Raw genomic sequence first — 23,915 nt, forward strand, 5'->3', positions numbered from 1 at the left:
TCAGCGGACGGCGACGCGGATCCGGTTGCGCCACGGATCCTCGAAGCGCAGTTCCGCCCCGGTGTGGTGGGACTGGACACCGGCGGTCTTGAGGCGCTCGGCGAGGGATCCGACGTCGTCCCCGGACGGCACTTCGATCAGCACCTCGCCGAGGCCCAGGGTGTCGCGGCGGGGGCCGGCGCCCCGGCTGTTCCAGACGTTCATGGCCATGTGGTGGTGGTAGCCGCCGGCGGAGACGAACAGCGCCTGGCCGTGCCAGCCAGCGGTCTTTTCGAACCCGAGGGTGCCGACGTAGAAGTCATGGGCGGACTGGACGTCGCCCACCTGCAGGTGGACGTGCCCGACGTCGGCATCGGTCTCGCGCTGGCCCGCCAACGAGGCTTCGGTGAGGTGCTGCTCAAGGTAGCGCTGCGGCGGCAGGGCGAGGCTGTCCATGACGACGTTCTTGCCGTCCCAGGACCAGGCGTCGCGGGGCCGGTCCCAGTACAGCTCGATCCCGTTGCCTTCGGGGTCGTTGAAGTAGAAGGCCTCGCTGACGAGGTGGTCGGCGCTGCCGGTGAAGGACTGCGGCTCGAACTGCGCGGCGGACGCGACCGTGGCCGCGAGGGAGGACTGGTCCTCAAACAGCAGGGCGGTGTGGAAGAGGCCAGCTTCGCCGCGCGAAGGGAGGTTCAGCCCGGGGGCCGGGGCCAGGTGGACCAGCGGCTTCTGCTTGCGCCCGAGGTAGAGCCCGCCGTCCTGCTCGGCCACAATCTCGAGGCCCAGGGCGCGCTGGTAGTAGTCAGTCATGAGCTTCATGTCGCCGACCTTGAGCATCACAGTGCCCATGGTGAGGTCGGCGGGAAGAAGATCCTGGGTGCTGGTTTCTGCGGTCATGTCATGGCTCCGATGCTCCGGCGGCCACCGTCCCTCGATGACCCTTCATAGATATAAATTACTTGAAGCTTCAATTTATTCCTAATGGAGCGGGCACGTTTCTAGCGGACAGGTTCCCCGCGCAACACGATGTTTTTGAGGTCGTGGAGGGTGGCCAGGTTCCTGCGCGGGTCGCCGGCGCAGACCAGGACGTCGGCGCTGGCGCCTTCGGTGATGCCGTCCGCCCCCAGCCAGTTCCGCGCGGCCCAGGAGCCGGCGTCGAGCGCTGCGGCGGCCGGGAGCCCGGCGGCGTGCAGCGCTTCAAGTTCGTCGACGATGCGTCCGTGGCTGATGACGCTGCCCGCGTCCGTCCCCGCGTATATGGTGACACCGGCGTCGAAGGCTTCCCGGACGCGTTCCGCCCGGCGCTCCCAGAGCCGGCGCATATGCGCCGCGTAGCGGGGGAACTTCACCTCGGCCTGGGCGGCGATGTCGGGGAACGTGGCGATGTTGATCAGGGTCGGGACGATCGGCACACCTTGTTCCACGAACCGCGGCAGGTGGCGGGGAAGCAGGCCGGTGGCGTGCTCGATGCAGTCGATCCCGGCGTCGAGCATGTCATCGAGGGTGTCTTCGGCGAAGCAGTGGGCCGTGACCCGGGCGCCCTCGTCGTGCGCGGCCTGGACGGCGTCCTTCAGCATCCGGGCCGGGAAACTCGCGGCAAGGTCGCCGGCGTCGCGGTCGATCCAGTCCCCCACGAGCTTGACCCAGCCGTCCCCGGCGCGGGCCTGCTTGCGCACGGCCTCCACCAGGTCCCCGGGCTCCACCTCGACGGCGAACCCCCGCAGGTAGCGGCGGGTCCGCGCGATGTGCCGGCCGGAACGGATGAGGCGCGGCAGGTCGGCGCGCTGGGCGATCCAGCGGGTGTCGTGGACGGCGCCGGCGTCGCGGACCAGCAGGGTTCCGGCGTCGCGGTCGGTGGCGGCCTGTTCTTCAGCCAGCCGTTCCGGGACGTCCCCGCCGGGGCCGAGCCCGATGTGGCAGTGCGCGTCCACCAGCCCGGGGATGACCCACCCGTCGAGGATGAGGTCCGGGGCGGCGGCGGGACGGCGGAACGTCAAGCGACCGTCGACGGACCACAGGCCGTGGTGTTCCGTGCCGGGTCCGGTGAGGACGGTGCCGCTGAACTCGATGATGCGGGTCATGGGTTAAGCCTAAGGTGCCTGGCTCAGGAGGCGCGGGCGTGCTCCTGGCGTCCGACGTCGGCGATGAACGTCCGGATCATCCGGTCACCTTCCACGGAATCGTGCGGCCGGTGCCCGCCGGCCGCGGTGCGGTGCAGGGCCCCGGTCTCCCGCAGGTAGCCCGCAATTTCCTCGTAGAGCGGTTCCCAGCCTCCGGTCAGCACCAGCGTGGGAACGCCCGGCACGATCTGCAGCGGGGCATCCCAGGCCGGGGCCTGCAGCCGCAGCCGGCGCGCCTCCCGCTGGTCCTCGGGAGCGCCCAGGCCCGCCTGCGTGGGCGTGTGGGCCGCGAATACGCGTCGGACGAATTCGCGGTGGAAGTCCTCGTCGCTCAGGTGGTGCCGGACGTCGAAGAGGGGCTGCATAAGGGCGCGGTGCGCGGCGGTGGCCGGCAGCTCGGCGGTGAGGGAAAGGCAAGCCGGTTCCACCAGCGTCAGTGACTGCACCAGGTCGGGACGCTGGACGGCGGCCATCATCGCCGCGATGGCCCCCTGGGAATGCGCCACGACGTGCCCGCCGGCGGCGCCGCGGCCGTCGTCGGCGAGGGCGCCCAGGACGATGGCCGCGTCGGCAGCGAAGTCGGTTTCCAGCGGCTCGGCCACCGGGTCGAAGCCGTGGCGGCGCAGGAACAGGGCGTCATAGTTCAGCGCCATGCCGTGCTGTTTCGGCCACGCCGCAGCGCCGAAGCTGCCCGCCCCGTGGACGAAAACTACGCGCTGCTTGAACATGGTCTAACCCTATGGCACCGGCCCCGCAACGGGGCCGGCGACATCTCGGCCGGCAGGGCCTATTTGCCCCCGCCGAGGAACTTGTCAAAGCCCTTCGGCAGGTTCAGCTGGGACGGATCGAAGTCGCCGCCCTGCTGGCCGAAAGCGGCGCCGGTGGGCAGCGCCTTGGCGCCGGCCGCACGGCGGGCCTCCGCGTCCTTGCGCTCCTGCGCGGCCTTGGCCGGGTTTCCGGAGCGGGCCTTCTTCTTGGGTGCGGCCTTGGCGCCCTTGCGGGGTCCGCCGCCGCCCATGCCGGGCATCCCCGGCATGCCGGGCATTCCGCCGCCGGCAGCCATCTTCTTCATCATCTTCTGGGCCTGGGCAAAGCGTTCCAGCAGGCCGTTGACCTCGGAGACGTGGACGCCGGAACCGCGGGCGATGCGGGCGCGGCGGGAGCCGTTGATGATCTTGGGAGCCACCCGCTCATGCGGGGTCATGGACCGGACAATGGCCTCGACCCGGTCGATCTCGCGCTCGTCGAACTGCTCCAGCTGCTGCCGGATGTTCTGTGCACCGGGCATCATCATGAGCATTTTCTTCATGGAGCCCATGTTGCGGATCTGCTGCATCTGGGCGAGGAAGTCGTCCAGGGTGAAGTCTTCCTGGTCGGCGAATTTCTTCGCCATCCGGGCGGCCTCGTCCTTGTCCCAGCTCTTCTCGGCCTGCTCGATCAGGGTGAGCACGTCACCGAGGTCGAGGATGCGGGAGGCCATGCGGTCCGGGTGGAAGAGTTCGAAGTCGTCCAGGCCCTCGCCGGTGGACGCGAACATCACGGGCTTGCCGGTGACCGAGGAGACGGAGAGAGCGGCGCCGCCGCGGGCGTCGCCGTCGAGCTTGGACAGCACGATGCCCGTGAAGTTGACGCCTTCATCGAAAGCCATGGCCGTGTTGACGGCGTCCTGGCCGATCATGGCATCGACGACGAACAGCACTTCGTTGGGAACGATGGCGCGGCGGATCTGGCGCGCCTGTTCCATCATTTCGGCGTCGACGCCGGTGCGGCCGGCGGTGTCAACGATCACGACGTCGTGCAGGGTACGGCGGGCTTCCTCGACGCCGGCGCGGGCGACGGCGACCGGGTCGCCGGCCGGGTGCTCGAGTTCGGTGGAGCTGGCGCCCGGGTGCGGGGCGAAGACCGGCACGCCGGCGCGCTGGCCCACCACCTGGAGCTGGGTGACGGCGTTGGGGCGCTGCAGGTCGCAGGCGACCAGCATGGGGCTGTGGCCCTGCGACTTAAGGTGCTTGGAGAGCTTGCCGGCCAGTGTGGTCTTGCCGGCACCCTGGAGGCCGGCGAGCATGATGATGGTGGGTCCGGTCTTCGCGAGGCGGATCCGGCGCGTCTCGCCGCCCAGGATCTCGACGAGCTCCTCGTTGACGATCTTCACGATCTGCTGGCCCGGGTTCAGCGCCGCGGAGACCTCGGCGCCGAGGGCACGCTCCCGCACGCGTCCGGTGAATTCACGGACCACGGGCACTGCGACATCGGCGTCCAGGAGGGCGCGCCGGATTTCGCGGACTGTGGCGTCAACGTCCGCCTCGGTCAGGCGGCCCTTGCCACGGAGATTCTTGAAGGTTGCTGTCAACCGGTCAGAGAGTGAATTGAACACGCGCCGTGCACTTCTTTCAGTGGATCTACGGATGGCGGCCGGTCCGGCACGCCAGCGTCGCGACTGAGGTTCGCGTGAACGAACCGCCTCGACAACGGGACTCGACTATCTAGGGTACCAAGACGCGCGTTCAAGATGGCATGCTGGCTTAGGTGACCAGCCAAACAACTGTAAAAACCCTGCTCATCCTCGGCGCCTCCGGCGACCTCACCGGCAGGCTCCTGCTGCCGGGACTGGCCCGGCTCGTCGCCCGGGGACGCGCCGACGGGCTGGCCCTGGTGGGCGCCGGCTCGGACGCCTGGACCCCGGACCAGTGGCGGGAGCGTGTTGACACCTCCTTCGCCGACGCCAATTCCCAGGCCGACGCCTCCGGCCGGCGGGAGCTCAAACGGATCCGCGAGACCACCAGCTATCACCAGCTGGACGTCACCGCAGACGGGCAGCTCGCCGGCCTGCTGGCGCAGCTGCCGGGACCTGTGGCCATCTACTTCGCCCTTCCTCCGCGCGTCAGCCAGCTGGCCTGCGAGGCGTTGGAGCCGGGGCAGGTACCCGCCGGGACACGACTGGTCATGGAAAAGCCGTTCGGGTCCAGCGAGGAATCCGCCCGGCATCTGAACGAGACCCTGGCCGCCCTGGTGCCGGAGGACCATATCCACCGGGTGGACCACTTCCTGGGCAAGGCGACGGTGCTGAACATCCTCGGGCTACGCTTCGCCAACACTTTCCTGGAGCCGGTGTGGAACCGCGAACACATTGAGAGTGTCGAGATTGTCTTCGACGAGGACCTCGCCCTGGAGGGGCGTGCCCGCTACTACGACGGCGCCGGCGCCCTGCGCGACATGGTCCAGAGCCACCTGCTGCAGATCATGGCCCTCATGGCGATCGAACCGCCGGCCTCGGTGGATGAGCGTGACCTGAGGGACGCCGTGGCCACGGTGCTGCGGGCCAGCAGCATCAGGGCACCGTACGCCAAGAACACCCGCCGCGCCCGGTACACCGCGGGATCCATCGACGGCCGGAAGGTCCCGGACTACGCCAAGGAGGAGGGCGTCGACGCCGCCCGCGGCACCGAAACCCTCGCCGAAGTGCAGGTGGCGATCGACAACTGGCGCTGGCAGGGCGTTCCTTTCACGCTGCGCTCCGGCAAGGCCCTGGGCAACAAACGGAAGGAAGCCGTGGTGACGTTCCGGCCCGTGCCGCACCTGCCCAAGGGCTTCACCGGCGTGGACTCCCCCAACCAGCTGAGGATTGGTTTCGGGCCGGACACACTGCAGTTCGACGTCGATGTGAACGGCCCCGGCGACGTGCTGAGCCTGGACCGCGCCACATTGAGGGCCGAGTTGAGCGGTTCCGAGCTGCTGCCGTACGGCGAAGTCCTGGAAGGCGTCCTCACCGGGGATCCGTTGCTTTCCGTCCGCGCGGACACCGCCGAGGACTGCTGGCGGATCCTGGAGCCGGTCCTGAAAGCCTGGGCCAAGGACAGCGTGCCGCTGGACGAGTACGCCGCCGGAAGCGCCGGCCCCGAAGGCTGGCCGGCCCGCTAATCGGCTGGGCTGGGACGCGGGCTGGGACGCCGGCCGGGGCGGATGCGGCCGCGGCTGGGCGTGGATCGCGCTGAGGCGCGGGCCGCCGTCGGACTTCCTGGCGACGCGCTTCCCCCTGTACGACGCGCAAAGATCCGGACGACACCCGACTACCGACGCGCCGGAAACTTGGCGCGTCGCAAGACCTCTTGCGCGTCGGCGGGCACAACACAGCGGGCCGGGTACCCTTTCAGGTTCCCGGCCCGCCGCGTTGTTTGGAGCTGTGAGGTTGTTGCCTAGATGGCGGCCGATCCGCGCTCACCGGTGCGGACCCGTACTGCCTCGAACACATCCATCGTCCAGACCTTGCCGTCGCCGGCCCGGCCCGTATTCGAGCTGGCGATGATGACATCCAGGATGTCGTCCGCCTGTTCGTCGGTGGCCAGGACCTCCACCCGGATCTTGGGGAGCAGGTCCACGTTGTATTCGGCGCCGCGGTACACCTCGGTGTAGCCGCGCTGGCGGCCGTAGCCGCTGGCTGCGCTGACGGTGAGGCCCTGCACTCCGTAGGCTTCGAGGCCTTCGCGGATGGTGTCGAGCTTTTCCGGCCGGACGATTGCTGTGATCAGTTTCATGCTTCCACGCTTTCCTTGCCTGCTGCTGCGGTCGTTTTGCCGTTGGCTGCCGCGTCCACCGTCTCGGCGGCCGGGACTGCCCCGGTCTGCGTCTTGCCGGTGATGAGCTCATGCAGCGGGGTGAAGCTTCCGCCGTGGCCGCCGACGCCGAACTCGTAGGCGGTCTCTGCGTGCAGGCTGAGGTCCACACCCACCACTTCCTGCTCCTGGGAAACCCGGAAGCCCATGGTCTTGTGGATGGCGAAGGCGATGATGGCGGTCATCACTGCGGAGTAGGCGATGGCGATGCCGGCCGCTGCCAGCTGGGCCCACATCTGGGTGAGTCCGCCGCCGTAGAACAGGCCGCCGCCGACGCCGTCGGTGGGGAGGGCGATGAAGCCCAGCGCCACGGTGCCGATGATGCCGGAGACCAGGTGGACGCCGACGACGTCGAGCGAGTCATCGAAGCCCCAGCGGAACTTGAGTCCCACAGCCAGGGCGGACGCGGCACCGGCCACCAGGCCGAGGGCGAGGGCACCGACCGGGCTGACGTTGGCGCAGGCCGGGGTGATGGCGACGAGGCCGGCGACAACACCGGAGGCGGCACCGAGCGAGGTCGGGTGGCCGTCGCGGATGCGTTCGGTGATGAGCCAGCCGAGCATGGCCGCTGCGGGGGCTGCGAGGGTGTTGACCCAGATCAGGCCGCCCTGTTCCGCGGTGGTGGCTGCGCCGCCGTTGAAGCCGAACCAGCCGAACCACAGGATCGCGGCACCGAGCATCACGAACGGGATGTTGTGCGGACGGTGGTTGGGATCCTTGCCGAAGCCCTTGCGGTTGCCGATGATGAGCACGAGGATCAGTGCGGCGACGCCGGCGTTGATGTGAACGACCGTACCGCCGGCGAAGTCAATCGCCGGGCCGAGGGCCTGGCCGATGGCGCCCTCCGGGCCGAACAGCCCGCCGCCCCAGACCATGTAGGCCAGCGGGCAGTACACCAGCGTGACCCAGACGGGGACGAAGACGGACCAGGCGCCGAACTTGGCGCGGTCCGCGATGGCGCCGCTGATCAGTGCGACGGTGATGATGGCGAAGGTGGCGGCGTAGCCGACCTTGATGAGCCCGTCAGGGGTGTCGATGCCCTCGAGCCCGAAGGTGGCGAACGGGTTTCCGACCATCTGCATGAAGCCCTCGCCGGAGCTCATCGAGGCGCCCCAGAGCACCCAGACCACACCGACCATGCCGATGGAGATGAAGCTCATCATCATCATGTTCAGTGCAGCCTTGGCGCGTGTCATGCCGCCGTAGAAAAATGCGAGTCCTGGTGTCATGAACAGCACGAGTGCCGCCGCCACCATCAGCCATACGTGACCTGCGGTAAGTTCCATGGTGCACGTCCTCCCTTTTGGATGCGAATCTGTTGGGTGTTTCGCGGAGTGTCCTCCGCATGCCTCAACGCTGGTTGCGTTCTACAGAAAAGTTTGTCCGCGGAGTGTTTCGCCGGTGGAGGAATTAGATTGCCGGGTTGTTACAAGAACCTCCCGGAAGTAAATGGTGCAAATCCTTCTTGTTACGGTTATGTTTCACCCGTTCCAACATCAGTTCTCTCCGCACGCCAGTGCGCCCGTACCGCCAGGAAGCCGACGCCATGAGTAAGACCCCCCGCCCCGCGGGTTCCCCGCCGCTGGCATCCCCGCGCAACAGCGGAAAGGCAGTGCTGCCGCGGGACATCAAGGTGATGTTGGTCGCGGCCTTCCTGATCGCCCTCGGTTTCGGCCTCGTGGCGCCCGTCCTCCCCCAGTTCGCCACCACATTCGACGTCGGCGCGACGGCGGCCGCGGTGATCGTGAGCATCTTCGCCTTCATGCGGCTGGTGTTTGCCCCTGCCGGCGGTGCGCTGATCGTGCGGCTCGGGGAACGGCCGGTCTACGTGGCCGGCCTGCTGATCGTTGCGGCGTCGACGGCGGCGTGCGCGTTTGCACAGGACTACTGGCAGCTGCTGATCTTCCGGGGCCTGGGCGGCGCGGGCTCGGTGATGTTCACGGTGGCGTCCATGGCCCTGGTGGTCCGGCTGGCCCCGCCTGAAAGCCGGGGCCGGGTGTCCGGCGCGTACGCCTCGGCGTTCCTGATCGGCAACGTGTGCGGGCCGGTGGTGGGCGGCCTGCTGGCCGGGTTCGGGCTGCGCGTGCCGTTCCTGGTGTACGCGGCCGCGCTGGTCCTGGCCGCGCTGGTGGTGCAGACCCAGCTCAGCCACGTGCCGGCCGCGTCCCGGCCGGACGGGAGTACGGCGCCCGCGATGGAACTGTGCGACGCGCTGCGCGACAGCGCGTACCGGGCGGGGCTGTTCTCCAGCTTCGCCAACGGCTGGGCCACCTTCGGTGTGCGGATGGCCACGGTGCCCCTCTTCGCCGTCGCCGCCCTGAACGCCGGGCCGGAATCCGCCGGCTGGGCGCTGGCGGTGTTCGCCGCGGCCAACGCCGTGGCGCTGACGTTCTCCGGCAAACTCGCGGACACCCTGGGCCGCAAGCCCCTGATGATTTCCGGCCTGCTGGTGACCGGGACCGCGACGGCGGCCATCGGCTTCACCCACGATCTGCTCTGGTTCCTGGTGGCCACAGCCGTGGCCGGCGTCGGATCCGGCCTGCTGGGTCCGGCCCAGCAGGCGGCCATGGCCGACGTGATCGGCAACGAACGCTCCGGCGGCCGGGTGCTGGCCATCTTCCAGATGACGGCGGACAGCGGCGCGATCATCGGGCCGGTGCTGGCCGGCCTCCTCGCCGACCGGCTGGGCTATGGCTGGGCCTTCGGCGTTACCGGCGGCGTCCTCATCGCGGCCGCCGCCGGCTGGCTGCTGGCCCGCGAAACGTTCCAGCGCCCCGGTCACCGCGCTGCCTGACGCTCCTGACAGAGCGCACGGCCCGGCCGTTGCAGCGTCCCGCGGGGGCGCCCGGCGGCGGACTTCGTTAGGCTGTTGGGAGATCCCACCCAGAAGCCGGAGAACTTAGTCATGCCACCCCAAGACCCGCTCTACGACCCCGCGCCCGATTCCAGGGACGAGGGCACGGACGCACCGCGGCCCCGGAAGCTGCGCCCCGCCGTCGTCCTGTCCGTGATTGCAGTCATCGCCGTTGTGGCGTCCCTGGTGTTCTTCCTCCGGCCCGGCGACGGCGGAAACGCAGCTGCCCCCGCGGGCACCGCACCAACGTCCGAGGCCGCGCTGCCGCCGGCCCCGGAAGTCACCTACTACCAGCAGCCGGGCCCGCCCGCCGGCTCACCGCTGGAGCCCGTCGAGCCGCTGCAGGTCAGCGTGTCGAACGATCAGGTCGGCACGTCCCTGACCAAAGGACTCGTTGGCATCTCACTCGAAGCCACCGACCTGGCCGACCCCATGCTCAGCGGTGACAACGCCTCCCTGGTGAAACTGTTCAAGGAAGCCGACCAGCCGGTGCTCCGCTTCGGCGGTAACGCCGTGGACCGCCGTTTCTTCTGGACGTCCACCAATGAGGCTGTCCCGTCCACCGGCTACAAGGGAGACAAGGCGCACCCGGTCAGGGCCGTCGGCCCGGCGGACCTGGCCCGGCTGAACACCCTGCTGGAAGCTGCCGATGCGACCGTCAGCCTCACCGTGGACCTGGGCCACTACGATCCGGAGCGTGCCGCCGACATGGCCAAGCACGCCGCGGAAATCTTTGGCCCCCGGCTGCTGAGCTTCACGGTCGGGAACGAGCCCAACGGTTTCGGCGCCAACGGCGTCCGCCCGGGCGGCTACAGCACCGGGCAGTACGTTGAGGAACTCAAGGCCTACGCGGTCGCCATGAACGCGGTGGCGCCCAATGTGCCCATCTCGGGCCCGGGCGCATACGACCGCAAATGGTGGCAGCCGTTCATTGATGCGGACATCCCGCAGAAGAAGATCCTGTCCTTCCACAACTACCCGCTCCACAGCTGCGACGGCGGCGACCCGAAAAGCTCGCCGACCATCGCCAACGTGATGACACCGCTGATGCACCAGCGCGCTGACGACTACCAGCAGGCCGCGCTGGAAGTCGCCAAGGCGGCGGGGCTCGAAACCTGGCTGCCGGAGACCGGCATCGCCGCGTGCCCGGGGTCAAACGAGACCTCCCGGACCCACGCCTCGGCGCTGTGGACCGCTGACTATGCGCTCAACGCCGCGCAGCTGGGCATCACCCGGATCGGGTTCCACAGCTCGATGCTGACCTGCAAGGGCGGCCCGCCCATGTCGGCCATCTGCAGCGGCGGCGCCTACCTGAAGCCGGACGGAACCTTCACCGGCCGCGCCAACTTCTTCGGCATCTCCATGGTGGCCGAGATGGAGGGCGGCAAGTTCCTGAACCTGGACTCGAAGGGCGGCGGCCTGATGTACAGCTACGCGCTGCGGAACGGCGACGGCAGCACCAGCGTGGTCCTGGTCAACCAGAACGACCCTGAGAAGGCGGCCCAGACCGAGGTCACGCTCACCCTGCCGGAGCGCGCTCTGACCGGAACCATGACCCAGCTGGCCGGTCCCAGCTACGCGGCCGAGGACAGCACCGTGATCGACGGCGCCAAGTCCGAGCCGGTTCCGCTCGCCGAGCGCGCCACCGTGGAAGGGTTCGCGTACGGTTCCCGGCAGCAGACGTTCAAGCTGACGGCCGGAACAGTCACCGTCCTGAACTTCAAGCACTAGCCGCAAACACCGCTGGCTCCCAGCTGTTCCCGTTCCGGATCGTCCGGACGGCAACGGCTGGGAGCCAGCGGTGTTTAAGGGGAGCCTAGTTCAGGATGGCGTCAACGAAGTTCTCGGCGTCGAAAGGTGCGAGGTCGTCCGCGCCCTCGCCCAGGCCGATCAGCTTGACCGGTACACCGAGGGTCTTCTGGATGGCGACCACGATGCCGCCCTTGGCCGTGCCGTCCAGCTTGGTCAGGACGATGCCCGTGATGTTCACCACCTCGGCGAAGACCCGGGCCTGGTTCAGGCCGTTCTGCCCGGTGGTGGCATCCAGGACCAGCAGCACCTCGTCCACCTCGGCCAGCTTCTCGATAACGCGCTTGACCTTGCCGAGTTCGTCCATCAGCCCGACCTTGTTCTGCAGGCGCCCGGCGGTGTCCACCATGACGACGTCGACTTCCTGGTCGATGCCGGCCTTGACCGCCTCATAGGCCACTGACGCCGGGTCCGCGCCGTCGACGTCGGACTTGACGGTGGGGACGCCGACGCGCTGGCCCCAGGTGGCGAGCTGCTCGGCGGCGGCGGCGCGGAAGGTGTCCGCCGCGCCCAGCAGCACGTCCTTGTCCTCGGCGACGAGCACGCGGGCGAGCTTGCCCACGGTGGTGGTCTTGCCGACGCCGTTGACGCCGACCACCAGCACGACGGCGGGCTTGTCGGCGTGGCGGGTGACGTTCAGGCTGCGGTCCATGGTGGGGTCCACGAGCTTGATGAGTTCCTCCCGCAGCAGGGCCTTGACCTGCTCCGGGGAGCGCGTGCCCAGCACCTTGACGCGTTCGCGCAGCGCGTCCACCAGCTGGAGGGTGGGCTCGGTGCCCAGGTCGGCGAGCAGGAGGGTCTCCTCCACCTCGTCCCAGACGTTCTCGTCGATCTTGTCGGCGGAGAGGAGCGCCAGCAGGCCCTTGCCCAGGATGTTGTTGGACTTGACGAGGCGTTCGCGCAGGCGGACCAGGCGGCCGGCCACCGGCAGCGGCGTCTCCACGGGCACCGTTTCCAGGCCGGCGACGGTGTCCGGGACTTCGACTGTTTCCAGGTCCCCGACGTCGACGGCGTCAGGGGCGTTGCGGTCGCGGACCGGCGCGGGGCGGTCCTCGAGGAGGGTTCCGCCGCCCGGCTGGACGGGATCGTTCGCGTCACGCTTTTCGGGGTAGTTGGTGATGTTCCTCCGGGTCTTCATCAGGACCGGGATGAGCGCACCGAGGACCACCAAGGCGGCGAGAATGGGCAGAAGAATAGGGAGAATGTCGTTCACTCCCCTAGCTTCTCACACCCCGAACGCCCCTGACGCCGTCGACGTCGGGGACCTCGACCGGGTGCCGGCGCGCCTTAGACCTGGGCGCCGAGGCGCTGGCTGATGACGGTGGAGACGCCGTCGCCGCGCATGGTGACGCCGTACAGGGCGTCGGCGACTTCCATGGTGCGTTTCTGGTGGGTGATGATGATGAGCTGGCTGGATTCCCGCAGCTCCTCGAAGATGGTGATCAGCCGGCCCAGGTTGGTGTCGTCCAGCGCCGCCTCCACCTCGTCCATGACATAGAACGGCGAGGGCCGGGCCTTGAAGATCGCGACCAGGAGCGCCACCGCGGTCAGCGACCGTTCGCCGCCGGACAGCAGCGAAAGCCGCTTGATTTTCTTCCCGGCCGGCCGGGCCTCCACCTCGATGCCGGTGGTGAGCATGTCGGAGGGGTCGGTGAGGACCAGCCGTCCCTCGCCGCCCGGGAACAGCCGGGCGAAGATCCGGACGAACTGCGCGGAGGTGTCCTCGAAGGCCTCCGCGAAGACCTTCTGCACCCGCTCGTCCACTTCCTTGATGATGTCCAGCAGGTCTTTGCGGCTGGACTTAAGGTCCTCGAGCTGGGTGCTGAGGAACTGGTGGCGTTCCTCCAGGGCGGCGAATTCCTCCAGCGCCAGCGGGTTGACCCGGCCCAGGGCGGACAGGTCCCGTTCGGCCCGCTTGAGGCGCTTCTCCTGTTCCTCGCGGACGAAGGGTTTCCCGGCCACAATCTCACGGCCGTCGGCATCCACGGGGGCACGCAGGGCCGCCCACTTGTCCCCGGATTCCGCGGCGGGGACGGGAACGGGCTGGTCCGGACCGAAATCCGCCACGAGCTGGTCCGCGGTGAGCCCCAGTTCCTCGACGCTCCGGAGCTCCAGGGCCTCGATCCGGAGGCGCTGCTGGGCGCGGGCCATTTCGTCGCGGTGCACGGAATCGGTCAGTTCGGCCAGCTCGCGGGCCAGTGCGTCGTTGCTGGTGCGGACGGCGGCGAGTTCGGCGTCCATCTGTTCTTTGCGTTCCTCGGCGCGGTCCCGTTCCTCCCGGGCGAGTTCCACGGAAACGTCGATGAAGCCGACCACCTGGCCGACGGCGGCGGAGACGGCAGCGGCGCGCCTGGCCTGCAGCCGGCGGCGGCGGGCCCGCTCCGCTGCCTCCTCGCGGGCGCGCCGCTCGGTGGCGGCCGCGCGTTCGAGCGACGCCGCCCGGTTGCGGGTGGCGGTGAGCTGCTCCTCGGCGCTGCGCAGGGCGAGCCGGGCGTCCATTTCGGCGCTGCGGGCCAGCGAGGCGGCCAGGGCCAGGGCGTCACGGTGTTCCGGGGAGGGCTCCTCCTCGGCCGGGGCTTCCTGGGCGGCGGCAAGCCGGGCAGCCACAGCGGTGAGCGCCTCCTGTTCACCGGCAATGTTGGCCTCGGCCCCGGCGAGGGAAGCGGCAAGCCGTTCGCTTTCGCCGACGGCGCTGCGGAGCACCGAGTTCAGGTGCCCCAGGCGTTCGGCGACGGCGGCGAGCCGGGCGTCCGAGTCGTGCAGCTTGTCCAGGGCCGCGTCGGCACGTTCCTGCGCCTCGGCCCGCCGGGCCCGGGCGGCGGCGAGCGCGAAGCGCTGGCGTTCCAGTCCGGCGGTGACGGCGGCCAGCCGCGCAGCCGCGTCGTCGACGGCGGCCTGCACCTCGATCAGTGACGGCGCCTTCGCGGAACCTCCGCTGACGGTCAGGGCGGTGACGACGTCCCCGGCGGTGGTGACAACGGTCAGTTCCGGGCGGCGGGCGACCAGGCCGGCGGCGTCCGCCAGGTCCTCGACGACCGCGGTCCCCGCGAGGAGCCGGTCCAGGGGCAGCCCGGGGATTTCGGTGTCCCCGGGGCCGGGCGCCGTGACCAGCTCCGCGGCCCACCGGGCGCCGGCGGGCAGATCAGCGACAGAGTCAGTGGCAGGGTCAGCGGCAGAGCCGGAAGCAGGGCCGGGCGCGCCACCAGCCGCGCCGGCCAGCAGCAGTGCCGCACGGCCGGCGTCGTCGTCCTTCAGCCGCTGCACGGCGGTGGCCGCCGCCTCGGCATCCTGGACCACCACGGCGTCGGAGGCCGCACCCAGGGCTGCCGCGATGGCGGCCTCAAAGCCGGGTTCCACCGAGATCATGGCCGCGAGGGATCCCAGCACCCCGGGGAGCCCTGCACCGAGGACGTGGCCCGTGCCGTCCTTGCGGTTCAGGCCGAGCTGGAGGGCGTCGCGGCGGGCCACGAGCGCGCCGCGTTCCCGTTCGCCGTCGCGTTCGGCGGTTTCCAGCGCGTCGATCTCGGCGGTGATGGCGTCGAGGGCCGCGCTGGCGTCCTCGTAGTCGGCGTCGAGGGTTTCCTCGCCGTCCTCCACGCCCGCCACCTGGGATTCAAGCGCGGTGAACTCGCTCTGGGCCTGCCGGCGGCGTTCCTCCCCCGCTGCGAGGGCTTCCCGGAGGCGGCCGAGTTCCGCCTGGGCCGACTCCACCCGCGAGCGCGCGGCGCCCACCTGTCCGGCAAGCCTGGCAAGGCCCTCACGGCGGTCCGCGGCGGCCCGGAGCAGCGCCGCCAGCCGCTTGTCCTCGGCGGCGGCAGCGTTTTCGGCATCCTGTTTGGCGGCCGTCGCGGCGGCCAGGGCGGCGCCGCGCTCATCGATCTGGCGTTCCAGCCCCGCCTGCTCGGCCCGGGCGGCGGCCGCCTGCCGGTCAAGCCTGTCCGGGTCGCGGCCGGAGTCGGGGACGGTGTCCGCGGTCCCCAGCAGCCGGCGCCGCTCCTCGGCGAGCGCGCCCAGGGAACGCAGCCGTTCCCGGCCCGCGGAGAGCTGGTACCAGGTGTCGCGGGCCGCATTGAGTGCGGGCGTGGCTTCCGCGGCGAGCTGTTCCAGGCCGGCCTGCCGCTGCCTGCCCAGGTCAAGTTCCTGCCCGACGACGGCGCGGCGGGCTTTGAGCGCACTTTCGTCCGCGACGTCCTGGGCCAGGGCGGACTGCAGCTGGACCAGGTCGTCGGCGAGGAGGCGGCACCGGGCGTCGCGGACTTCGAACTGGACCGTCTGGGCACGGCGCGCCACTTCGGCCTGCTTGCCCAGCGGCGTGAGCTGGCGCCGGATTTCGCCGGTGAGGTCGCTGAGGCGGGCGAGGTTGGCCTGCATGGCTTCGAGTTTGCGGACCGTCTTTTCCTTGCGGCGGCGGTGCTTGAGGATGCCCGCGGCTTCCTCAATGAACCCGCGGCGGTCCTCCGGGGTGGCATGCAGCACCTTGTCCAGCTGCCCCTGCCCCACGATCACATGCATTTCCCGGCCCAGGCCGGAATCGGAGAGGAGTTCCTGGATGTCCAGCAGCCGGCAGCCGGCCCCATTGATCGCGTACTCCGATCCGCCGGTGCGGAACAGGGTGCGGGAAATGGTGACTTCGCTGTACTCGATCGGAAGGGCGCCGTCGCTGTTGTCGATAGTGAGCGAGACGTGGGCGCGGCCCAGCGGCGGGCGCCCGGACGTGCCCGCAAAGATGACGTCTTCCATCTTGCCGCCGCGCAGGGTCTTGGCGCCCTGCTCGCCCATGACCCAGGCCAGGGCATCCACCACGTTGGACTTGCCGGAGCCGTTGGGGCCAACCACGGCGGTGACCCCTGGCTCGAATTCGAAGGTCGTCGCCGAAGCGAAGGACTTGAATCCCCGGACGGTCAGGCTTTTGAGGTGCAAAGTGTTTCGGTTCTCCTGGCTGGCGGAAACGGCTGTTCCTGCCTCAAATCTACCGCCACCACGGGAAATTCAGCGGATTTAGGCTTTTCCCAAGGAATTCCTTTGGAGCGCTTCCGGACAGGACCATAGGCTGGCGCCAGAGTTGCTGGGCACAGCTCGGGCCGGCGGGCTCACGCCGGACCGACGCGGCAGAACGCACGCTGTCTTGTTCTGCCAGGGGCGTTCTGCCAGGAGCGCTTTGGGGGCGGGTGGCCGGCAACTCAGTTCAGGTACAGCAGGGACAAGTGAAAACCTTGGTTGGCTGCCCCGGGGGGTGCGGCACAGGCCGGTGCATCGCGCGCCGGCCCGATACCGCCGCAGCGCACTCACTCAGGAGTCCATATGTCTGTTTCTGCAGCCGGCCGCACACTGACAATCTTCCAGCGCGTCGCACTCCCCTTGGCCCTCGCGCTGGCGCTGGTGGCGGCGCTGCTGCCCGTTGCGGCGCCGCCGGCCCTGCTGCCGGCGGCCAGCGCGGCGGATCCCTGCTCACCGCTCCTGAACGCCGTGGCGTGCGAGAACTCCAAGCCCGGCAGCCCGCCGTCGGAATGGGACATCGACGGCGCGGGGGATGCTGACATCCAGGGGTTCTCGACAGAGATCAGTGTCAACGCCGGCCAGCCCGTCAGGTTCAAAGTGGACACCACCGCGGCCAGCTACACGATCGGGCTCTACCGGACCGGCTGGTACCAGGGCCTCGGCGCCCGCAAGATCGCCGACGTCACACCGTCGGCATTCCGGCAGAACCAGCCGCAGTGCCTCACGGACGCCACCACGGAACTCTACGACTGCGGCACCTGGGCGGTGTCCGCGACGTGGCAGGTCCCCGCGACGGCCGTGTCAGGCGTCTACGTGGCCCTGCTGACCCGGCCGGACACCGGCGGCCGCAGCCACATCACGTTTGTGGTCCGCGCGGACGGCAGCCGGTCCGACGTCGTTTTCCAGACCTCCGATACCTCGTGGCAGGCCTACAACAGCTACGGGGGCTCCGACTTCTACCAGGGCGCCGACAACGGCCGCGCCTACAAGATCAGCTACAACCGCCCGGTCAATACCCGCGGGTCCATGGCAGGGCGCGACTTCTACTTCAGCAACGAGTATCCCCTGGTCCGTTTCCTGGAGAAGAACGGGTACGACGTCAGCTACATCAGCGGAGTGGACACCGACCGGAACGGCGCGCAGCTTCTGAACCACAAGGTTTTCCTCTCCGTGGGCCACGACGAGTACTGGTCTGGCGCGCAGCGGGCCAACGTGGAGGCGGCCCGCGACGCCGGCGTGAACCTGCAGTTCCTCTCCGGCAACGAGGTGTACTGGCGCACCCGGATGGAGCCCTCGCCGGTGGATGGTGCGGCCGGCCGCACCATCACGTCCTACAAGGAAACCTGGGCCAACGGCAAAATCGACCCCAGCACGGGATGGACCGGGACCTGGCGGGATCCGAGGTACGCCGCCCCGGCCAACGGCGGAGGGATGCCCGAGAACGCGCTGACCGGGACCATGTACGTGTCCAACTACACGGACCTTCCCATCACGGTCAGCGCCGCCGAGGGGAAATCGCGGCTGTGGCGCAACACCCCGCTGGCGGCGCTCGCCGCCGGCAGTTCCGCGGAGCTGGCGCCGCACACCGTGGGCTATGAATCCAATGAAGACGTGGACAACGGGTTCCGGCCCGCCGGCCTCATCCGGCTTTCCACCACGACGGGCCCGACACCGCAGTACCTGCAGGACTTCGGCAACGCCGTCCTGCCGGGGACCACCACACACAGCACCACCCTGTACCGGGCGCCCAGCGGGGCGCTGGTTTTCTCCGCGGGCACCGTCCAGTGGACGTGGGGGCTGGACCAGGTGCACGACGGCGACGGCGCACCGGCGGATCCGCGGATGCAGCAGGCCCAAATCAACCTCCTGGCCGACATGGGCGCCCAGCCCGCCACCCGCGACGCGGCCCTGTCACCGGCGACGGCCAGCACGGACACGGCCGGCCCCGCAGTGACAATCACCTCCCCCGCCGACGGGACCGCCGTCCGGCACGGGACAGCCGTCACGGTGTCCGGCACGGCCGCCGACGCCGCCGGCATCGTGGCCGGCGTCGAAGTCTCCACCGACGGCGGGGCCAGCTGGCGCCCGGCCCAGGGCAAGCAAAACTGGACCTACACCTACATCCAGAAGGGCCTGGGCACTGCCAGCATCCGCGTGCGCGCCATCGACGACAGTGCCAATATCGGAGCCCCTTCCATCCGCGGACTCCAGCTCACCGGACCGTACTCGGTGTTCGGCCAGCAGGTCCCGGACGTGCCTGATTCCCAGGACGGCGGGGCGTACGAGCTCGGGTTGAACATCACGCCCAGCGTCGACGGCTTCATCACCGGGGTGCGTTTTTACAAGAGCGCCGCCAACACCGGAGCCCACAGCGGCTCGCTCTGGAACGCCGCCGGGCAGCGGCTCGCCACCGCGGCATTCACGGCGGAAACGGCGTCCGGCTGGCAGGAAGTGCGCTTCGGCCAGCCCGTTCCGGTCACTGCCGGGAAGAAGTACGTTGTCTCCTACACGGCGCCGAACGGCCACTACGCCACCAAGGACTACCAGTGGGCCAGCTTCGGGCTGGCCGATCCGCCCCTGACCGTCGCCGGCGGCTTCGGCAGCGCTCCGGCCGGCGTGTACGCGGCGCCGGGTTCGTTCCCGTCCACCAGCTACATCAACGGCAACTACTTCGTGGACGCCCTCTTCGACACCGTGGATACCTCCCCCCTGACAGCATCCGGGCACTGGCCGCTGGGCGGCTCCTCGAGCGTCCCGCAGGCCACCACCGTGGGGGCGGTGCTGTCCAAGGCCGTGACCGCGGACAGCGTGCAGCTGACGCTGACGGCGGACGGCACGGCCGTCCCGGGCACCACCGGCTACGATCCCGCCACACGGAAGGTCACCTTCACCCCCGCGGCCGACCTGGAGCTTGGCACGGTGTACGCCGCGGCGCTCAGCGCCACGGACGTGGGCGGTGGCCCGTTGACGGCCGGCGCGTCCTGGCAGTTCACCACCGTGGTGTCACCGCCGGCGCCGGGAACCTGCCCCTGCAGCATCTATGCCGACTCGGTGGCCCCGGGGATCCAGGAGATCCGGGACGGGGTGCCGCTGAGCCTGGGGGTCCGCTTCTCCAGCACCACGGCGGGAACCGTCACGGGCGTCCGCTTCTACAAGTCGGCCGGCAATACGGGCACCCACTCCGGCACCCTGTTCACCGCGGCCGGCGAGCAGCTCGCCACGGTCACTTTCGCCAACGAAAGCTCCTCCGGGTGGCAGACGGCGTACTTCAACCAGCCCGTTCCCATGACAGCGAACACCGAATACGTCGTGGCGTACAAGAGCACCACGGGCTCCTACTCCGCGACCGTAAACGGGTTCGGGCCCGGGCTGAGCGTCGGGAACCTGCGGACCGCCTCCGACGCCGGGGCCTACTCCTACACCAGCGACTTCCCGGGGAACCGCTCCGCCGCCAGCTACCTTGTGGACGTGGTGGTCCAGTACCCGGATCCGCCGTTTATGGCCGGCGCGCAGGCACCGCTTCCCGGGTCCTCAAGCGTGGCCCTGGACTCCACGGTCACCGCTACCTTGTCCAAGCCGGCGTCGGGCGTGGAGCTGACCCTGACCGGTCCGGACTCCGCCGGGGTGCCGGGAACGGCGTCCTATGACGCGGCGGTGAACCGGGCCACCTTCACGCCGTCCTCGCCCCTGGTGCCAGGCACCACGTACACGGCCAGGCTGGCCGCCACGTCGGCGACGGGACAGCAGCTTGGCGACGGCGGCACGTGGACGTTCACGACTGTTCCGGCCCCGCGGACAGAGGGCGTGTGCCCGTGTTCGCTCTACCAGGACTCCGTCAGCCCCGGCGGCCCGGCATTCAACGACGGGGTGCCGCTGACACTGGGGGTGCGCTTCGCCAGCGATTCCCCGGGCCAGGTCACAGGCATCCGCTTCTATAAGGCGGCGGACAACGCGGGCGTCCACACCGGGGCCCTCTACACCGCCGGCGGCCAGCAGTTGGCCGCCGTCACCTTCACCGGTGAGTCCTCCTCCGGGTGGCAGACCGCCACCTTCAGCCAGCCCGTGGACATCGCGGCGGACACCGAATACGTAGCCGCGTACCGCACGCCCACCGGAGTTTATTCGGCGGTTCCGGGCGGCCTCAGCTCCCCCGTCACCAGCGGCCCGCTCCGCACGGCCTCCGGCGCCGGCGCGTATACCTACAACGGGGATTTTCCGGCATCCTCCTCGACGGCCAGCTACCTCGTGGACGTGGACTTCGTGGCATCCGTTCCGCCCCTCACGGTGACAGCCCAGGCGCCGGCGCCCGATTCCGCCGGCTTCCCGCTGACCTCGAAACCCTCGGTGACGTTCTCGGCGCCCGTCCGGGCCGGGTACACGTTCGGGCTGGCCGCCGGCGGCACCGCCGTCGACGGCACGGCCGCCCTGTCGGCGGACGGTAAAACCATCACGTTCACACCGGAGCAGGCACTGCCCGCGGCCACGGCGCTCACCGCGAGCGCCGGCAACCTTGTCTCGGTCCAGGGCGCCGAACTGGCGCCGGTCACGTGGCAGTTCACGACGTCCAACCCCGGCGGGCCCGGGCAGACCCTGTTCGGCCCCCTCCTTCCGGCCGTGCCGGCCGCCACCGGGGACACATCGTCCATCGAACTCGGCACGGCCTTCTCAGTGTCCGCGGCCGGCAGCGCCACGGGCGTGCGGTTCTACAAGGGCGCCGGCAACACCGGAACGCATGTCGGTTCGCTGTGGACCGCCGCCGGGGAACGGCTGGCCCAGGTGACGTTCACGGACGAGACCGCCGCCGGCTGGCAAAGCGCCACGTTCGCTGCTGCCGTCCCGCTTGAGCCCAGGCAAAGCTACGTGGTGTCCTACCTGGCCCCCAACGGCAACTATGCCTACACGGCGGCGTTCTTCGCGGAACCGTGGATCAACGGACTCCTGACGGCCCCGGGACCCAACAACGGCCGGTACCAGTACGGAACCGGCGGATCCGTGCCGTCGAACTCCTGGAACGCCACCAACTACTTCGTCGACGTCGTCTTCGCCCCCGCCTCCCCCTGACTGCCGGCCGCAGCTGCGGGGCGCCCGATTGAGGCCTGATCAGGGCAGTTACGGTGCAGCTCACGGGGGTCTTGCCGGCAGGAACCGGCAGGAACCGGGTCAGCGCACCACGGACGGAGACCAGGCGTGTTCGATATAGACCGAGGAACGCGACGCCGGGTCCGTGGTGATCCGCCAGATGTCGCTGTCGCCGGCAGCACCGTCGCGGGTGAGCCCGTAGAGCAAGGTCCGGTCGTCCAGCCATTCGATCTGGTCGTCCACGCTCCGCGGCTCGGACAGCACGGTTTCCTTCCCGCTGGCCAGGTCAAGGTAGGCGACGCGCCAGTGCACCGCCACGGCGCTGCCGGTGTTCTTCTTGTAGGCGATCCGGGTGCCGTCAGGCGAGATCGACGGGCATTCGACGCCGTCGTAAATGGCGGTCAGGGTGCGGGCCGCGATGCTCCCTTTCACCAGCCAGATCCGGCCCGATGATGCCGCCGTCGCATAAAACGTGTCGCTCTGGCCCGGGGCAAAGGTGACACCCCAGATGTTGCGGTCCGCGGCGGTGATGCGGGTGCCGTTGACCAGCAGCGCAAAGTCCTCAAGGTTGCCGGCAATGGTGCCGCCCTGCACCGCAGTAATGGACGTCTCGGTCGAGAAGTTCCCGTTGCCGTAGGCGTGGCCGGAGACGAACACCGTAGTGGCCACGAGGGAGCCGTCCGGGCTGATCCGGGTCCGGCTGGGGATGCCGGGCAACGCCCAGCTCCTGGCCGGCTGCCAGTCCGAGCCCAGGACGGCGGCTTCGAAATTGGTGACAAGGCCCCGGTTGGTCCTGAGGCAGACAATGTTTTGCAGCGTGCCGTAAACCCTGTCGCAGGCTGCCGCCGCCAGGGACCGTTCGCCGGCGGGGTCCGACAGCGGGACGACGCCGATGGTCCCGTACCCCTGGCCGGGCGCCGTGTTGCGGAACAGGACCGAGGCCTGCTGCAGCACGGCGGCGCCGGCGGCCACCCGTGCCGCGGATGCCGCCGTCCGGCTTTCCTGGAAGCGCCCGAACGCGTTCGCGGCGTAGGCGCCGGCCGCGGCGATGACCAGCATGGTGACCACCAGCAGGATCCCCCAGCGCGCCGTACGGCCGGCGGCGCTCACGCTGCGGCCCCCTGCAGCACCCCGCCGCGCAGCAGGAACCAGGACGCCACAACCCCCGCGGCCAGGAGCACGCCGACCACCACCATCGCAACGGCCGGGCCGACCGCGAACCACAGGACACCAAAGCCCACTGAAGCGGTCATCCGGCTCAGTGCCACAACGGTCTGCGCGGACCCGAGCCCGGTGGCGAGCTTGTCCGGCGGGGTCAGCTGGCTGGCCAGGGCCGCGAGCACCCCGTCCGTCGCGGCGTAGAAGGCCCCCAGCAGAACGAGGCAGGCCAGGGTGGGCCCAAGTCCGCCGACCGGAACGGCCGCCAGCAGGTAACAGGCAAGGAGCGCAACGTGCCCCAGGATGAAGACCCGTGCCTTGCCCCAGCGGTCCGCGAGGCGGCCCAGTGGAATGGCGAGGAGCAGGAACACCACGTTCGTGCCCACATACAGCAGCGGGAACCACTGGACGGCGAAGGCGTCCCTGGCCTGCAGCACCAGGAAAATGAAACCGTCGCCGACCGTCAGCAGGCCCAGGATCCCTGCCGCCATCAGGAGCCTGCCCAGGCCGGGTTCACGCAGGAGGCGCCAGCGGAAGCCGGTTCTGCCCCGACTTTGTTTGTCCTGTTCTGTGGTGCCCTTCTCCCCGCTGCCCTTCTCTATTCTGTCCTTCTCTAATCTGTCCTTCTCTGTTCTGTCCTTCGGACCTGTTTTCAGGTTCGGCACCAGCAGCACCAGCACCGCCACACCAAGGGCCGCGAATGCCAGGGAGATCACAAAAACGGTGGTGTAGCCGTTGGGGATCAGCATCAGGATGAAGAAGGCCAGCAGCGGGCCGGTGGCCGCACCGATGTTGTCCAGCATCCGGTGCACTCCGTAGTGCCGCGCCAGGTGTTCAGGCTGGGCCGACACCGAGATCAGCGCATCGCGGGGGGCCGTCCGGATGCCCTTGCCCACACGGTCCGCGGTCACGACGGCGGTCAGGGCCCAGAATCCGCCCGCGAACAGCAGCCCGGTCCGGGCCAGCATGGAAAGGCCGTAGCCCGCGACGGCCACCGGTTTGGGCCGGCCGATGCGGTCGGAGGCATACCCCGCAGCGATCCGGACAATGGCGCTGGCCCCCTGGTTGATTCCGTCCAGGATGCCGAAGGCAATGGTGGACAGGCCCAGGAACGCGGTGATGTACAGGGGCAGGACCGCGGAGACTGATTCGGACGAGACATCGGTGAGCATGCTGACCACACCCAGCCAGAGAATCACCGGGGAAAGCCGGAAACGCGGTGTGACGTGCTCCGCCGGTTCCGCGCCCGGGGGTGGCTGCTGGTCCTTCTTGCCGCCGTTGCGGTCCGACATGGAAAGGTACATGGCG

General features: G+C 69.6%; 14 protein-coding genes. 4 read left to right on the forward strand and 10 right to left on the reverse strand.

The window, feature by feature from the left end; translation table 11 throughout:
* The 4 genes from ACTWQD_RS16910 to ffh form a co-directional block, all read right to left on the reverse strand.
* Positions 1-876: a VOC family protein gene (locus ACTWQD_RS16910; protein WP_443197291.1), complete on the reverse strand. Its 876-nt coding sequence runs from the start codon at positions 874-876 to the stop codon at positions 1-3.
* Between the two features lie 101 nt (positions 877-977).
* Positions 978-2,060 (reverse strand): amidohydrolase family protein, encoded by a 1,083-nt coding sequence (locus ACTWQD_RS16915; protein ID WP_443197292.1) that lies wholly within the window; start codon positions 2,058-2,060, stop codon positions 978-980.
* 23 nt (positions 2,061-2,083) lie between these two features.
* Positions 2,084-2,827: an alpha/beta fold hydrolase gene (locus ACTWQD_RS16920; protein WP_443197293.1), complete on the reverse strand. Its 744-nt coding sequence runs from the start codon at positions 2,825-2,827 to the stop codon at positions 2,084-2,086.
* 59 nt (positions 2,828-2,886) lie between these two features.
* Positions 2,887-4,473 (reverse strand): signal recognition particle protein, encoded by a 1,587-nt coding sequence (ffh, locus tag ACTWQD_RS16925; RefSeq protein ID WP_443197294.1) that lies wholly within the window; start codon positions 4,471-4,473, stop codon positions 2,887-2,889.
* A 152-nt stretch (positions 4,474-4,625) separates the two neighbouring features.
* Between ffh and ACTWQD_RS16930 the strand changes: the two genes are divergently transcribed.
* Positions 4,626-6,017 (forward strand): glucose-6-phosphate dehydrogenase, encoded by a 1,392-nt coding sequence (locus ACTWQD_RS16930; protein ID WP_443197295.1) that lies wholly within the window; start codon positions 4,626-4,628, stop codon positions 6,015-6,017.
* Between the two features lie 275 nt (positions 6,018-6,292).
* Here the strand turns inward: ACTWQD_RS16930 and ACTWQD_RS16935 are convergent, their stop codons facing one another.
* Complete coding sequence (locus ACTWQD_RS16935) at positions 6,293-6,631, reverse strand: P-II family nitrogen regulator (RefSeq protein WP_024366371.1); 339 nt, start codon at positions 6,629-6,631, stop codon at positions 6,293-6,295.
* A complete protein-coding gene (locus ACTWQD_RS16940; protein ID WP_443197296.1) occupies positions 6,628-7,995 on the reverse strand; it encodes an ammonium transporter in 1,368 nt (455 codons plus the stop codon). The genes ACTWQD_RS16935 and ACTWQD_RS16940 overlap by 4 nt, the downstream gene beginning before the upstream one ends.
* A 260-nt stretch (positions 7,996-8,255) precedes the next feature.
* Between ACTWQD_RS16940 and ACTWQD_RS16945 the strand changes: the two genes are divergently transcribed.
* Entirely contained in the window at positions 8,256-9,503 is a 1,248-nt protein-coding gene (locus ACTWQD_RS16945) for an MFS transporter (RefSeq protein ID WP_443197297.1), read from the forward strand.
* Between the two features lie 111 nt (positions 9,504-9,614).
* Positions 9,615-11,294 (forward strand): hypothetical protein, encoded by a 1,680-nt coding sequence (locus ACTWQD_RS16950; protein WP_443197298.1) that lies wholly within the window; start codon positions 9,615-9,617, stop codon positions 11,292-11,294.
* Positions 11,295-11,379: 85 nt separating this feature from the next.
* Here ACTWQD_RS16950 and ftsY read toward each other — a convergent pair whose 3' ends face one another.
* Positions 11,380-12,585, reverse strand: coding sequence for a signal recognition particle-docking protein FtsY (ftsY, locus tag ACTWQD_RS16955; protein ID WP_443197299.1), 1,206 nt, complete (start codon positions 12,583-12,585; stop codon positions 11,380-11,382).
* A gap of 74 nt (positions 12,586-12,659) precedes the next feature.
* A complete protein-coding gene (smc, locus tag ACTWQD_RS16960) occupies positions 12,660-16,292 on the reverse strand; it encodes a chromosome segregation protein SMC (RefSeq protein WP_443197300.1) in 3,633 nt (1,210 codons plus the stop codon).
* A 381-nt stretch (positions 16,293-16,673) separates the two neighbouring features.
* On the opposite strand from smc, the gene ACTWQD_RS16965 reads away from it, so the two are divergent.
* Positions 16,674-21,431: a DUF4082 domain-containing protein gene (locus tag ACTWQD_RS16965; protein ID WP_443197301.1), complete on the forward strand. Its 4,758-nt coding sequence runs from the start codon at positions 16,674-16,676 to the stop codon at positions 21,429-21,431.
* Between the two features lie 99 nt (positions 21,432-21,530).
* On the opposite strand, the gene ACTWQD_RS16970 is transcribed toward ACTWQD_RS16965, so the two are convergent.
* Together ACTWQD_RS16970 and ACTWQD_RS16975 are read right to left on the reverse strand one after the other, a co-directional pair.
* Positions 21,531-22,508, reverse strand: coding sequence for a TolB family protein (locus ACTWQD_RS16970; RefSeq protein ID WP_443197360.1), 978 nt, complete (start codon positions 22,506-22,508; stop codon positions 21,531-21,533).
* A gap of 47 nt (positions 22,509-22,555) precedes the next feature.
* Entirely contained in the window at positions 22,556-23,911 is a 1,356-nt protein-coding gene (locus tag ACTWQD_RS16975) for an MFS transporter (protein ID WP_443197302.1), read from the reverse strand.
* Positions 23,912-23,915 lie beyond the last annotated feature (4 nt).

The sequence above is a fragment of the Pseudarthrobacter sp. 1C304 genome (assembly GCF_052245515.1).
Classification (GTDB): domain Bacteria; phylum Actinomycetota; class Actinomycetes; order Actinomycetales; family Micrococcaceae; genus Arthrobacter.

Bases quoted from the DNA above. Each gene is read 5' to 3' on its own strand.
- ACTWQD_RS16975 (WP_443197302.1), bottom strand. From the start codon at position 23,911: ATGTACCTTTCCATGTCGGACCGCAACGGCGGCAAGAAGGACCAGCAG.
- ACTWQD_RS16945 (WP_443197297.1), top strand. From the start codon at position 8,256: ATGAGTAAGACCCCCCGCCCCGCGGGTTCCCCGCCGCTGGCATCCCCG.
- ACTWQD_RS16915 (WP_443197292.1), bottom strand. From the start codon at position 2,060: ATGACCCGCATCATCGAGTTCAGCGGCACCGTCCTCACCGGACCCGGC.
- ACTWQD_RS16950 (WP_443197298.1), top strand. From the start codon at position 9,615: ATGCCACCCCAAGACCCGCTCTACGACCCCGCGCCCGATTCCAGGGAC.
- ACTWQD_RS16910 (WP_443197291.1), bottom strand. From the start codon at position 876: ATGACCGCAGAAACCAGCACCCAGGATCTTCTTCCCGCCGACCTCACC.
- ACTWQD_RS16970 (WP_443197360.1), bottom strand. From the start codon at position 22,508: ATGCTGGTCATCGCCGCGGCCGGCGCCTACGCCGCGAACGCGTTCGGG.
- ACTWQD_RS16965 (WP_443197301.1), top strand. From the start codon at position 16,674: ATGTCTGTTTCTGCAGCCGGCCGCACACTGACAATCTTCCAGCGCGTC.
- ACTWQD_RS16940 (WP_443197296.1), bottom strand. From the start codon at position 7,995: ATGGAACTTACCGCAGGTCACGTATGGCTGATGGTGGCGGCGGCACTC.
- ACTWQD_RS16920 (WP_443197293.1), bottom strand. From the start codon at position 2,827: ATGTTCAAGCAGCGCGTAGTTTTCGTCCACGGGGCGGGCAGCTTCGGC.
- ACTWQD_RS16935 (WP_024366371.1), bottom strand. From the start codon at position 6,631: ATGAAACTGATCACAGCAATCGTCCGGCCGGAAAAGCTCGACACCATC.